We start from the raw sequence: 13,104 nt of genomic DNA on the forward strand, positions 1-13,104 counted from the left end.
GAACCCTTCTGTTCAGAACCACGAACTGCCACCTGATCAAAAATCGGATAGCAAAAAGCCGGGTTTCCCCGGCTTTTTGTGCCTGCTCGACTTACTTGCGCTTCATCGACAGGAAGAACTCATCGTTGGTCTTGGTCGTTTTCAGCTTGTCGACCAGGAACTCGATGGCAGCGATTTCATCCATCGGGTGCAGCAGCTTGCGCAGAATCCACATGCGCTGCAGCTCGTCGTCGGCGGTCAGCAACTCTTCGCGGCGGGTGCCGGAACGGTTGATGTTGATGGCCGGGAATACGCGCTTTTCAGCGATACGACGATCCAGCGGCAGCTCCATGTTGCCGGTGCCTTTGAATTCTTCGTAGATCACTTCGTCCATCTTCGAGCCGGTTTCTACGAGCGCGGTGGCGATGATGGTCAGCGAGCCGCCTTCTTCGATGTTCCGCGCGGCGCCGAAGAAACGCTTCGGTTTCTCCAGGGCGTGGGCATCGACACCACCGGTCAGCACCTTGCCGGAGCTCGGGATCACGGTGTTGTAGGCGCGAGCCAGACGGGTGATGGAGTCGAGCAGGATCACCACGTCTTTCTTGTGCTCGACCAGGCGCTTGGCCTTCTCGATCACCATTTCGGCAACCTGCACGTGGCGGGTTGGCGGCTCGTCGAACGTCGAGGCAACCACTTCGCCGCGCACGGTGCGCTGCATTTCGGTTACTTCTTCCGGACGTTCGTCGATCAGCAGCACGATCAGGTGAACTTCAGGGTTGTTACGCGCGATGTTCGCGGCAATGTTCTGCAGCATGATCGTCTTGCCCGCTTTCGGCGGTGCAACGATCAGACCGCGCTGGCCTTTACCGATCGGGGCGCACAGGTCGATGACACGACCGGTCAAGTCTTCGGTGGAACCGTTACCGGCTTCCATCTTCATACGCACGGTCGGGAACAGCGGGGTCAGGTTCTCGAAGAGAATCTTGTTTTTCGCGTTTTCCGGACGGTCGAAGTTGATGGTGTCGACCTTGAGCAACGCGAAATAACGCTCGCCTTCCTTCGGAGGACGGATCTTGCCAACGATGGTGTCACCGGTGCGCAAGTTGAAACGACGGATCTGGCTCGGCGAGACGTAGATATCGTCTGGACCGGCGAGATAGGAAGCGTCAGCGGAGCGCAGGAAGCCGAAGCCGTCCYGGAGAATCTCCAGCACGCCATCACCGGAGATTTCCTCACCGCTTTTCGCGTGCTTCTTGAGCAGGGAGAAAATCACGTCCTGCTTGCGCGAACGGGCCATATTTTCTATGCCCATCTGTTCGGCCAATTCGAGCAGTTCGGTAATCGGCTTTTGCTTGAGTTCAGTCAGATTCATATAGGAATGACGTAATCATTTATGGAGGGGGGAAATTAAGCTTTTGGCTTAATGAGGCCGCGCCGCGGAGAAGGCGACAGGATCGCGTACTTATTCGAAAAGGAGTGCGTCGGCGACGGCTAGCAGGGGGCAATGGAGAAACCAGTGCGGGGCCGAATGTACCACCTGAGTTTAGGAGCGTCTAGCCCTGAATACGCAAAAAGCCCCGCTATTTGCGGGGCTTATTCAGGACACTTTGCAGCGACGCTTAGATGTTGGCGTCGAGGAAAGCAGCCAGTTGCGACTTCGACAGTGCGCCGACCTTGGTCGCTTCAACGTTGCCGTTCTTGAACAGCATCAGGGTCGGGATACCGCGCACGCCGTGCTTGGCCGGGGTTTCCTGGTTTTCGTCGATGTTCAGCTTGGCAACGGTCAGCTTGCCTTTGTAGGTCTCGGCAATTTCGTCCAGAACAGGAGCGATCATTTTGCAAGGGCCGCACCACTCAGCCCAGTAATCGACCAGTACAGCGCCTTCAGCCTTGAGTACGTCGGCCTCGAAGCTAGCGTCGCTAACGTGTTTGATAAGATCGCTGCTCATGGAATTCTCCAGGGTTGTAAGCAAAAAAAACGTGGCCCATCATAGCGGTCCTTCCCTCGTTCAGGAAGGTGCAGATGATTGAGTCTCGCTATGGTGATTCATGAGTTTGGGTATAGCTCAGGTCATGAAGTGACGGGAGCGATGAACGCGATTCCGGTACGTAACGCGGCATTGCGTACGTGCTCTTGCATGGCCTTTTGCGCGGCGCCAGAGGCTCGGCGAGCCAGCGCGCGAAGGATCTTGCGGTGTTCCTGCCAGGTTTCCATGGCCCGTTCGGCCCGGATAAACGGTAGCTTCTGACTCTCCAGGAAGATGTCGGCACTGGCAGTCAGGATACTCAGCATCGCCTGATTGCCGCTGGCCAGCAGGATGCGTCGGTGGAATTCAAAGTCCAGCCGCGCCGCCGCTTCGAAGTCGGCGGCTTTCAGTTCGTTGCGCATGGCGGCGACATTGTCTTGCAGCGCATCGAGTTCATCGGTGCTCAAGGTCACGGCCGCCAGCCCCGCGGCAAACCCCTCCAGCGCGTAGCGCAACTGGAAGATATCCAGCGGAGAAGCCTGCGCCGCGAACGGCCAGCCTGGCGCTGCTTCGCCTCGCGGCAGCTCCACCGGCGCCTGCACGAACACGCCTTTGCCCGGCTGGATGCTGATCACGCCCAGCGCACTCAACGATGACAACGCCTCGCGCAACGACGCCCGACTAACCCCCAATTGCACCGCCAGGTCCCGTTGCGAGGGCAAGGCATCCCCCGGTCCGAAGCCCTGCTCGGTAATCAGTTTGCGGATGGCCTGCAGCGCCACTTCAGGTACGGCACGGGAGATCGAATTCATGGTTTTCCAAACGAACCAAGACAATGTGCGCTCAGTTGTAAAGCTATTCACTACGCCCGGCAAGTCGTGCCCCATGGGGGTTCGGCAATTTTCCTGGCTGCGCTATCGGGGTGCGAAATACAACCTGACTGTTCAGACCAGTAAGACCGTTCGACACCAGCAAAACCGCGCTCTGGCGCCCCCAAAACCCTAAGTTGGCATGGCCCATGCTCTGTCGATCCGCAGAAATCACTCCTCGCCGATTCGGAGATTTGCCATGACCCAGCGTTACCGCGCCCTCCTCGCTGCCCTGTTTGCCAGCCTGCTGTTGAGCCAGGTCCCCGCCCACGCCGACGGTCTGGACGATGTGGTCAAGCGCGGCGTCCTCAAGGTCGCCGTGCCCCAGGACTTCCCGCCCTTCGGCTCGGTCGGCCCGGACATGCAACCCCGGGGACTCGACATCGACACCGCGAAACTGCTGGCCGACCAGCTCAAGGTCAAACTCGAACTGACCCCGGTCAACAGCACCAACCGCATCCCGTTCCTCACCACCGGCAAGGTCGACCTGGTGATCTCCAGTCTCGGCAGGAACCCGGAACGCGAAAAAGTCATCGACTTCTCCCGCGCCTACGCGCCGTTCTACCTCGCCGTGTTCGGCCCGCCAGACGCCAATGTCAAAGGTCTGGGCGATCTCAAGGGCAAGACCATCAGCGTCACCCGCGGCGCCATCGAAGACATCGAGCTGACCAAGGTCGCCCCCGAAGGCGTGACCATCAAGCGCTTCGAAGACAACAACTCGACCATCGCCGCGTATCTGGCCGGGCAAGTCGACCTGATCGCCAGCGGCAACGTGGTGATGGTGGCGATCAGCGAGAAAAGTCCGAAACGCGTGCCGGCGCTGAAAGTGAAGCTCAAGGATTCGCCGGTCTACATCGGCGTTAACAAGAACGAGCCGGCGCTGCTGGATAAGGTCAACCAGATCCTCGTCACCGCCAAGAGCGACGGCGCACTGGAGAAAAACGCCCTGACCTGGCTCAAAGAACCGCTGCCGGCCGATCTCTGATTCGGCGCGCAGGAGACACGCTATGGCTTATCAGTTCGATTTCTTGCCGGTGGTGAATAACACCGATCTGTTGCTGCGTGGTGCGTTGTTTACTCTTGAGCTGACGGCCATCGGCGCTGTGCTCGGCGTGGGGTTGGGCATCGTCGGGGCGCTGGTGCGGGCCTGGAGCATCCGGCCTTTCGCGGGGATTTTCGCGTTCTATGTCGAGTTGATCCGCAACACACCATTTCTGGTGCAGTTGTTTTTCATCTTCTTCGGTTTGCCATCCCTGGGCGTGCAGATTTCCGAATGGCAGGCTGCGGTGCTGGCGATGGTGATCAACCTCGGCGCCTATTCGACCGAGATTATCCGCGCGGGCATTCAAGCAATCTCCCGGGGTCAACTGGAAGCCGCGGCGGCTTTGGCAATGACACGTTTCGAAGCCTTCCGCCACGTGGTGCTGCTACCAGCACTGGGCAAGGTCTGGCCGGCGCTGAGTAGCCAGATCATCATCGTCATGCTCGGCTCGGCGGTGTGCTCGCAGATCGCCACCGAAGAGCTGAGTTTCGCTGCCAACTTCATTCAATCGCGCAACTTCCGCGCTTTTGAAACCTACGCCCTGACCACGCTGCTGTACCTGTGCATGGCGCTACTGATCCGCCAGTTGCTGAACTGGATCGGCCACCGCTTCATTACAAGGAGCAGCCGATGAGCGACTTCACCTTCTGGGACATCGTGCGCAATCTGCTCATGGGTCTGCAATGGACGCTGGCGCTGTCGCTGGTGGCGTTCATTGGCGGCGGGCTGATCGGCTTACTGATCATGGTCATGCGCATTTCGAAAAAGTCATTGCCGCGCAGTTTCGCCCGCACTTACATCGAACTGTTCCAGGGCACGCCGCTGTTGATGCAGCTGTTCCTGGTGTTTTTCGGCGTGGCGCTGGCCGGGCTGGAGATTTCGCCGTGGATGGCGGCCGCAATCGCGCTGACGCTGTTCACCAGTGCTTACCTGGCGGAGATCTGGCGCGGTTGCGTCGAGTCGATTCCCAACGGCCAATGGGAGGCTTCGTCGAGCCTGGCGCTGAATCCGTTGGAGCAGTTGCGCTACGTGATCCTGCCGCAAGCCCTGCGTATCGCCGTGGCGCCGACGGTGGGCTTCTCCGTGCAAGTGATCAAAGGCACCGCCGTCACCTCGATCATCGGTTTCACCGAACTGACCAAGACCGGCGGCATGCTCGCCAACGCCACCTTCGAACCCTTCATGGTCTACGGCCTCGTCGCTCTCGGCTATTTCCTGCTCTGTTATCCCTTGTCGCTCAGTGCGCGCTACCTGGAAAGGAGACTGCATGCCTCTGCTTAGAATTTCCGCCCTGCATAAATACTACGGCGATCACCATGTGCTCAAAGGCATCGACCTGAGCATCGAGGAAGGCCAGGTGGTGGCGATCATCGGCCGTAGTGGTTCGGGCAAATCCACCCTGCTGCGCACCCTCAACGGCTTGGAGTCGATCAACGACGGCGTGATCGAAGTCGACGGCGAATACCTCGACGCTGCCCGTGCCGATCTGCGCAGCCTGCGGCAGAAGGTCGGCATGGTGTTTCAGCAGTTCAACCTGTTCCCGCACCTGACCGTGGGCGAAAACGTCATGCTCGCGCCGCAAGTGGTGCAAAAAGTACCGAAAGCCAAGGCCGCCGAACTGGCGCGACAAATGCTGGAACGGGTCGGGCTGGGGGAAAAGTTCGATGCCTTCCCGGATCGGCTGTCCGGTGGCCAGCAACAGCGGGTGGCGATTGCCCGTGCCCTGGCGATGTCGCCGAAAGTGCTGCTGTGCGATGAAATCACCTCAGCCCTGGACCCGGAGCTGGTCAATGAAGTACTGAGCGTGGTCCGGCAACTGGCCAGGGAAGGCATGACACTGATCATGGTCACCCACGAAATGCGCTTCGCCCGGGAAGTTGGGGACAAGCTGGTGTTCATGCACCAGGGCAAGGTGCATGAGGTTGGGGATCCGAAAGTACTGTTCGCCAACCCGCAGACGGCGGAGCTGGCGAATTTCATTGGTACTGTGGAAGCGACAGTCTGAAAGTTCTTGAGGGCCTGTGATGGCCCCATCGCGGGCAAGCCCGCTCCCACAGGGTTCTATGTTGGAACAGGATTGTGTGTCCGACGCAAAAAACGGTGGGAGCGAGCTTGCTCGCGATTGACCGCGCAGCGGTCACCGACTTTGCTGCACTGGATCAAGGCATTGAACACTGTGCGTTGGCGCCAGCCCTTGATCGTGGCACGATGTCGAGGTTATCGACCGAGACTCCTGACCATGCCGCAATCCCAAGCCAAGAATCTGTCCCTGATCGCCGCAATCGACCTGGGCTCCAACAGCTTTCACATGGTCGTGGCCAAGGCCCAGAACGGTGAAATCCGTATTCTCGAACGTCTCGGGGAGAAGGTTCAACTGGCCGCCGGCATCGACGAAGAACGCCATCTCAGCGAAGAATCCATGCAGCGCGGGCTCGACTGTCTCAAGCGCTTCGCCCAACTGATCAGCGGTATGCCCACCGGCGCCGTTCGCATCGTCGGCACCAACGCCTTGCGTGAAGCCCGCAACCGCGCCGATTTCATCCGTCGCGCCGAAGAAATCCTCGGCCACCCGGTGGAAGTCATTTCCGGTCGTGAAGAAGCGCGCCTGATCTACCTCGGCGTGTCCCACACCCTCGCCGATACCCCGGGCAAGCGCCTGGTGGCCGACATCGGCGGCGGCAGTACCGAATTCATCATTGGCCAGCGCTTCGAACCGCTGCTGCGCGAAAGCCTGCAGATGGGTTGCGTCAGCTACACCCAACGCTATTTCAAGGACGGCAAGATCACCCCGGCCCGTTACGCCCAGGCGTACACCGCGGCGCGGCTGGAGATCATGAGCATCGAGCACGCCTTGCACCGCCTGACCTGGGATGAAGCCATCGGTTCCTCGGGCACCATCCGCGCCATCGGTCTGGCGCTGAAGGCTGGCGGCCACGGCACCGGCGAGGTCAATGCCGAAGGCCTGGCCTGGCTCAAGCGCAAACTGATCAAGCTGGGCGATGTCGAGAAAATCGATTTCGAAGGAATCAAACCGGATCGCCGGGCGATTTTCCCGGCCGGCCTGGCGATCCTCGAAGCGATCTTCGATGCCCTCGAACTGCAACGCATGGATCACTGCGAAGGCGCCCTGCGCGAAGGCGTGCTCTATGACCTGCTGGGCCGCCATCATCACGAAGACGTGCGCGAGCGCACCCTCACTTCGCTGATGGAGCGCTACCACGTCGATCAAGAGCAAGCGGTACGGGTCGAGCGCAAGGCGCTGCATGCGTTCGATCAGGTGGCCGCGGACTGGGATCTGGAAGACGGCGTCTGGCGCGAACTGCTCGGCTGGGCGGCCAAGGTCCATGAAGTGGGCCTGGACATCGCTCACTACCAGTACCACAAGCACGGCGCCTACCTGATCGAGCACTCCGACCTCGCCGGGTTCTCCCGCGAAGACCAGTTGATGCTCGCGCTACTGGTGCGTGGCCATCGTCGCAACATTCCCAAGGACAAGTTCGCCGAGTTCGGCGATGACGGCACCAAGCTGATTCGCCTGTGCGTGCTGCTGCGATTTGCGATCCTGTTCCACCACATCCGTGGCACCCAGCAAATGCCTCAGGTGGAACTGAATGCCTATGGCAACAGCCTGGAAGTGGTGTTCCCGGACAACTGGCTGGACGAAAACCAGCTGACCCAGGCCGACTTCGCCATCGAAGCGGAATGGCTCACTCGCGTCGATATTGTGCTGAACGCACGCTGAAATTGAAAAACGCCTTCTTCGGAAGGCCTTTTTTGTATTCGAGATTCTGCAGACACAGCTAAACCTGTAGGAGCGAGCCTGCTCGCGATGGCGTCGGATCAGCCAACATTGATGTCAACTGACACTCCGCTATCGCGAGCAGGCTCGCTCCTACAGGGTATATGCGTTACCGGACGGCCAGGATCGGGCTGCCCAAACGCTCCAGTAACGTAGCCTGGGCGCTGCGCGGGTTCTGGTTGCCGGTCGGCGTGTTACGGACATAACGACCGTCCGACTGCAGACTCCAGCTGTGGGTGTTATCGGTCAGATACAACTCCAGTTCTTTCTTGACCCGCATGATCAGCTTCTTGCCTTCCACCGGGAAGCAAGTCTCGACGCGCTTGTCGAGATTGCGCTCCATCCAGTCGGCACTGGACAGGAACATCTGCTCGTCACCGCCATTGAGGAAGTAGAAGACCCGGGTGTGCTCCAGGAAGCGGCCAATGATCGAACGCACGTGGATGTTGTGGGAAACCCCGGTGATACCCGGCCGCAGGCAGCACATGCCACGCACCACCAGATCGATGCGCACGCCTGACTGGCTGGCCTTGTACAGCGCGCGGATGATCTTCGGATCGGTCAGCGAGTTGAATTTGGCGATGATGTGCGCCGGTTTGCCGTCGAGGGCGAACTGGGTCTCGCGGGCAATCATGTCGAGCATGCCCTTTTTCAGGGTGAACGGCGCATGCAGCAACTTCTTCATGCGCAGCGTCTTACCCATGCCGATCAACTGGCTGAACAGTTTGCCAACGTCTTCGCACAAGGCATCGTCGGAGGTCAGCAGGCTGTAGTCGGTGTACAGGCGGGCGTTGCCGGCGTGGTAGTTACCCGTGCCGAGGTGCGCGTAACGCACGATCTCGCCGGCCTCGCGGCGCAGGATCAGCATCATCTTGGCGTGGGTCTTGAAGCCGACCACGCCATAGATGACCACTGCACCGGCCGCTTGCAGACGGCTGGCCAGTTGCAGGTTGGATTCTTCGTCGAACCGCGCACGCAGTTCGATCACCGCCGTGACTTCCTTGCCGTTACGCGCCGCATCCACCAGCGCATCGACGATTTCCGAGTTGGCGCCGGAACGGTACAGCGTCTGGCGCACCGCCAATACGTGCGGGTCCTTGGCGGCCTGGCGCAGCAGGTCGACCACCGGGGTGAACGACTCGAACGGGTGCAGCAGCAGGATGTCCTGCTTGCTGATCACGCTGAAAATGTTCTCGCTGTTTTGCAGCAGTTTCGGAATCTGCGGGGTGAACGGCAGGTATTGCAGCTCGCGCTGGCTGTCGAGGCCAGTGATGCTGAACAGCCGCGTCAGGTTCACCGGACCGTTGACCTGATACAACTCGGTCTCGCTCAGGTTGAACTGCTTGAGCAGGTAGTCGGACAGGTGTTTCGGGCAAGTGTCAGCCACTTCCAGGCGCACCGCATCGCCGTAGCGACGGGAGAACAGTTCGCCGCGCAAGGCGCGGGCCAGGTCTTCGACGTCTTCGGAATCCAGCGCCAGGTCGGCGTTCCGGGTCAGGCGGAACTGGTAGCAGCCCTTGACCTTCATCCCCTGAAACAGGTCATCGGCGTGGGCGTGGATCATCGACGACAGGAACACATAGTTGTCGCCTGCGCCGCCGACTTCTTCCGGCACCTTGATGATGCGCGGCAGCAGGCGTGGCGCCGGGATGATCGCCAGGCCGGAATCGCGGCCAAAGGCGTCGATGCCCTCGAGCTCGACGATGAAGTTCAGGCTCTTGTTCACCAGCAACGGGAACGGGTGCGTCGGGTCGAGGCCGATTGGAGTGATGATCGGTGCGATCTCGTCGCGGAAATAACGACGCACCCAGGTCTTGAGCTTGGTCGTCCAGTAGCGGCGACGGATGAAGCGGACCTGATGTTTTTCCAGCTCCGGCAACAGAATGTCGTTGAGGATCGCGTACTGGCGATCGACGTGACCGTGAACCAGTTCACTGATGCGGGCCAGGGCCTGGTGCGGTTGCAGACCATCGGCGCCAGCCTGTTCACGGGCGAAGGTGATCTGCTTCTTCAGGCCGGCGACACGAATTTCGAAGAACTCGTCCAGGTTGCTGGAGAATATCAGCAGAAACTTCAGCCGCTCCAGCAACGGGTAGGACTCGTCCAGCGCCTGCTCCAGCACGCGGATGTTGAACTGCAGTTGCGAGAGCTCGCGGTGGATGTACAGGCTGCTGTCATCCAGACCGGGAATGGCCACCGCCGGCGCTGGCGCAGCGGCAGCGGTTTCGACGACCGCCGCGGGCGGAGCTGGCTCCAGCTCCGGCGGGGTCTCGTCGACCTGCTCCACCACGGGTTGAGCGTCTTTAACGGCAACTTCAGTGAGTACTTCGGTATTCATCGAATGTTCCTGGGAGGGCTATTTCTGCTCTCGTAACAATTGAGCGGCACGAACGGCAAAGTACGTCAGGATGCCATCTGCCCCTGCACGTTTGAAAGCGGTCAGGGACTCGAGGATAACCCCTTCGCTCAACCAGCCATTCTGGATTGCCGCCATGTGCATGGCGTATTCGCCGCTGACTTGATAAACAAACGTCGGCACTTTGAATTCTTCTTTTACCCGGCACAGGATGTCCAGGTACGGCATGCCTGGCTTGACCATGACCATGTCTGCACCTTCTGACAAGTCCGCCGCCACTTCGTGCAGGGCTTCGTTGCTGTTGGCCGGGTCCATCTGATAGGAGGCCTTGTTGGCCTTGCCCAGGTTCAGCGCCGAACCGACCGCATCGCGGAACGGGCCATAATAGGCGCTGGCGTACTTGGCCGAGTAGGCCATGATCCGCACGTTGACGTGACCTGCCACCTCGAGGGCTTCGCGGATCGCCTGGATGCGGCCGTCCATCATGTCCGATGGCGCCACGACCTGGGCGCCGGCTTCGGCATGGGACAGGGCTTGCCTGACCAGTGCGTCGACGGTGATGTCGTTCTGCACGTAGCCTTCTTCATCAAGAATGCCGTCCTGGCCGTGGGTAGTGAACGGGTCCAGGGCGACGTCGGTGATCACGCCCAGCTCAGGGAATTGCGCACGCAGCGCACGGGTCGCGCGTTGGGCGATGCCTTGCGGGTTCCACGCTTCGGCGGCGTCCAGCGACTTGAGCTCCGAGGGTGTTACCGGGAACAGCGCCAGCGCCGGAATCCCCAGTTCGACCCACTTGGCTGCCTCTTCCAGCAACAGGTCAATGGTCAGGCGTTCGACGCCCGGCATCGAGGCCACCGCTTCGCGACGGTTTTCACCATCCAGCACGAATACAGGCAGGATCAGATCATCGACGGTCAGGACATTTTCACGGACCAGACGACGCGAGAAGTCGTCACGACGGTTGCGGCGCAGGCGGGTTGCGGGGAACAAACGATTGGCGGGGGTAAAGCTCACGGCAGACTCCTGAGCCCGCAGACGTGCGAGCGTGACAGTTATAAGCGGCCATTATGACGAACGTGTGACAGTTATGTGCACGCTGCGACAGGTAGCCGCATTCCATTGTCCTTGTAGGAAATGTTCACGTCGAGACACATTTGGACACTTTCCTGAATGTGTCCGAAGGGTTAGGCTGCGCGTTCATTTCGCCAGCACCCAGACAATGCTCCAACAATTTCTGCATGACTTCGGCTATTTTGCCCTTTTCCTAGGCACGTTCTTCGAAGGCGAAACCATTCTGGTACTCGCGGGCTTCCTCGCGTTCCGTGGATACATGGACATCAACCTGGTGGTGGTCGTGGCCTTCTTCGGCAGCTATGCCGGCGACCAACTGTGGTATTTCCTGGGGCGCAAGCACGGGCGCAAGTTGCTGGCGCGCAAACCGCGCTGGCAAATGATGGGCGACCGGGCGCTGGAACACATTCGCAAGCATCCGGACATCTGGGTGCTGAGCTTCCGCTTCGTCTACGGTTTGCGTACGGTGATGCCGGTGGCCATCGGGCTGTCAGGCTATCCGCCGGGCCGTTATCTGCTGCTCAACGGAATTGGCGCGGCGATCTGGGCCGCCGCATTGGCGGCGGCCGCGTACCATTTCGGCGCCGTGCTCGAAGGCATGCTCGGCAGTGTGAAGAAGTACGAACTCTGGGTACTCGGTGCCCTGTTGGCCCTGGGCTTCGTGTTGTGGCTGCGCCGGCGCTTCAAGAATGCCCGCCTGGCCAAGCAGGTCTATGCCGACGAACAAGCCCTGAAAGCTGCACAGACCAATACCGAAGGCCCTACGACGCCAACCGAGTGATGCGGTTCCTGCAACAGTAGAGACCGATGCCGCTGAACAGGCTGTAACTGAGCAGGCCGACCCAGCCCACCGCGCTGGCCGGCCACAACCCCACCATCGGGGCCAGCCATACCAATGGCAGATTCGACGCCAGCCGCACCCACTCCAGCTTCAACGCCCACGGGCGACTCTCCAGGGCCACGCCCAGCACAAACAGACCGAACGCCACCACCCCCCAGCCCAACATCAGGGCGGCGACTGGCAGTTTCGGCTCAAGATTCATCAAGTAGCTGCCCAGCGCGATGTAGGCGCAGAACTGCAACAAGACGTAGAGCTGCTGACGCCCGTCCAGCGGCACCTCGAATTTGCGGAACTGGCTCAGGTCCGGCTTGTTCACCGGGTATTTGGCCGCCACGTCCGCCGGGCGCCAACCGGTGCGCATGAACCAGATCCGCAGCTTGTCCCAGGTGCTCTCGGCACGCCGCGCATCTGCCCATAACTGCGCGTAGAACTGCACGTTCGCCCACACAGGATTCCAGCTCGCCAGCGGCGTGGTCACGCCGAAAATCACCGGCTCGTTGTCGTCTTCTTCCTGGAACGAGCCGAACAGACGGTCCCAGATAATGAACACGCCGCCGTAGTTGCGATCCATGTAGAGAGCGTTCTGTGCATGGTGAGCCCGATGATTGGATGGCGTGACAAAGAACCATTCGAACCAGCCGAGCTTGGGAATGTGCCGGGTGTGCACCCAGAATTGGTACAGCAGGTTCAGCGCCGCGACGCTGACGAACACCAGCAGCGGCACGCCGAACACCGCCATCGGCAGATAGAAAATCCAGCTCAGCAGGAATCCGGTACTGGTCTGGCGCAACGCCGTGGACAGGTTGTAGTCCTCACTCTGGTGATGCACCGAATGGGCGGCCCAGAGGATGTTGCGCTCGTGGCCCATGCGGTGCAGCCAGTAGTAGCAGAAGTCATAGAAGACAAAGGCGAACACCCAGACCCACACACTGTCGACCGACAGTTCGAACAGCGCCAGGTACTTGAGGGCGAACGCGTAGGTCACCAGCCCCACGCCTTTGGTCAGCAACCCCGTGGTGGTCGACAGCACGCCGGTGCTGATGCTGTTGATCGCGTCCGCCACCCGATAATTACTTACCCCGCGCCAACGGTCGGCCAGCAGTTCGACGGCGATCAGCACAAAGAAAAACGGCACCGCATACAGAATGAAGTCCATGACGCGCCCTGACCGGAATCTTGA

General features: G+C 60.2%; 12 protein-coding genes. 6 read left to right on the forward strand and 6 right to left on the reverse strand.

The window, feature by feature from the left end; all coding sequences use genetic code 11:
• Window positions 1-91: 91 nt before the first annotated feature.
• From rho to AC1DU9_RS05435, 3 genes are all read right to left on the reverse strand, one after another.
• On the reverse strand, window positions 92-1,351 hold the full coding sequence (gene rho / locus AC1DU9_RS05425) for a transcription termination factor Rho (RefSeq protein ID WP_477809882.1): 1,260 nt from the start codon (window positions 1,349-1,351) through the stop codon (window positions 92-94).
• A gap of 247 nt (window positions 1,352-1,598) precedes the next feature.
• Entirely contained in the window at window positions 1,599-1,928 is a 330-nt protein-coding gene (gene trxA / locus AC1DU9_RS05430; RefSeq protein ID WP_003206727.1) for a thioredoxin TrxA, read from the reverse strand.
• A 122-nt stretch (window positions 1,929-2,050) separates the two neighbouring features.
• Window positions 2,051-2,758: a FadR/GntR family transcriptional regulator gene (locus tag AC1DU9_RS05435; RefSeq protein ID WP_477809883.1), complete on the reverse strand. Its 708-nt coding sequence runs from the start codon at window positions 2,756-2,758 to the stop codon at window positions 2,051-2,053.
• 256 nt (window positions 2,759-3,014) lie between these two features.
• On the opposite strand from AC1DU9_RS05435, the gene AC1DU9_RS05440 reads away from it, so the two are divergent.
• The 5 genes from AC1DU9_RS05440 (at window position 3,015) to ppx (ending at window position 7,599) form a co-directional block, all read left to right on the forward strand.
• Window positions 3,015-3,800 (forward strand): transporter substrate-binding domain-containing protein, encoded by a 786-nt coding sequence (locus tag AC1DU9_RS05440; RefSeq protein WP_477809884.1) that lies wholly within the window; start codon window positions 3,015-3,017, stop codon window positions 3,798-3,800.
• Window positions 3,801-3,822: 22 nt separating this feature from the next.
• Window positions 3,823-4,491, forward strand: a complete 669-nt coding sequence (locus AC1DU9_RS05445) for an amino acid ABC transporter permease (RefSeq protein ID WP_477809885.1) — start codon at window positions 3,823-3,825, stop codon at window positions 4,489-4,491.
• Entirely contained in the window at window positions 4,488-5,138 is a 651-nt protein-coding gene (locus tag AC1DU9_RS05450) for an amino acid ABC transporter permease (protein ID WP_223456504.1), read from the forward strand. Before AC1DU9_RS05445 ends, AC1DU9_RS05450 begins: the two co-directional genes overlap by 4 nt.
• Window positions 5,125-5,862 (forward strand): amino acid ABC transporter ATP-binding protein, encoded by a 738-nt coding sequence (locus AC1DU9_RS05455; RefSeq protein WP_477809886.1) that lies wholly within the window; start codon window positions 5,125-5,127, stop codon window positions 5,860-5,862. The genes AC1DU9_RS05450 and AC1DU9_RS05455 overlap by 14 nt, the downstream gene beginning before the upstream one ends.
• 234 nt (window positions 5,863-6,096) lie before the next feature.
• The gene (gene ppx / locus AC1DU9_RS05460; RefSeq protein ID WP_223456500.1) at window positions 6,097-7,599 is read left to right on the forward strand and encodes an exopolyphosphatase; all 1,503 of its coding nucleotides are present in this window, start codon (window positions 6,097-6,099) and stop codon (window positions 7,597-7,599) included.
• A gap of 166 nt (window positions 7,600-7,765) precedes the next feature.
• Here ppx and ppk1 read toward each other — a convergent pair whose 3' ends face one another.
• Both ppk1 and hemB read right to left on the reverse strand, forming a co-directional pair.
• Window positions 7,766-9,994, reverse strand: a complete 2,229-nt coding sequence (gene ppk1, locus AC1DU9_RS05465; RefSeq protein ID WP_223456497.1) for a polyphosphate kinase 1 — start codon at window positions 9,992-9,994, stop codon at window positions 7,766-7,768.
• A gap of 18 nt (window positions 9,995-10,012) precedes the next feature.
• Window positions 10,013-11,026 (reverse strand): porphobilinogen synthase, encoded by a 1,014-nt coding sequence (hemB, locus tag AC1DU9_RS05470; protein ID WP_223456495.1) that lies wholly within the window; start codon window positions 11,024-11,026, stop codon window positions 10,013-10,015.
• Window positions 11,027-11,231: 205 nt separating this feature from the next.
• Between hemB and AC1DU9_RS05475 the strand changes: the two genes are divergently transcribed.
• Window positions 11,232-11,864, forward strand: a complete 633-nt coding sequence (locus AC1DU9_RS05475; protein WP_223456492.1) for a DedA family protein — start codon at window positions 11,232-11,234, stop codon at window positions 11,862-11,864.
• On the opposite strand, the gene AC1DU9_RS05480 is transcribed toward AC1DU9_RS05475, so the two are convergent.
• On the reverse strand, window positions 11,845-13,080 hold the full coding sequence (locus AC1DU9_RS05480; protein WP_223456490.1) for a sterol desaturase family protein: 1,236 nt from the start codon (window positions 13,078-13,080) through the stop codon (window positions 11,845-11,847). The two genes, AC1DU9_RS05475 and AC1DU9_RS05480, sit on opposite strands and share 20 nt — an antisense overlap.
• Between the last annotated feature and the right edge of the window lie 24 nt (window positions 13,081-13,104).

The sequence above is a fragment of the Pseudomonas sp. P4_C1 genome, assembly GCF_056402155.1.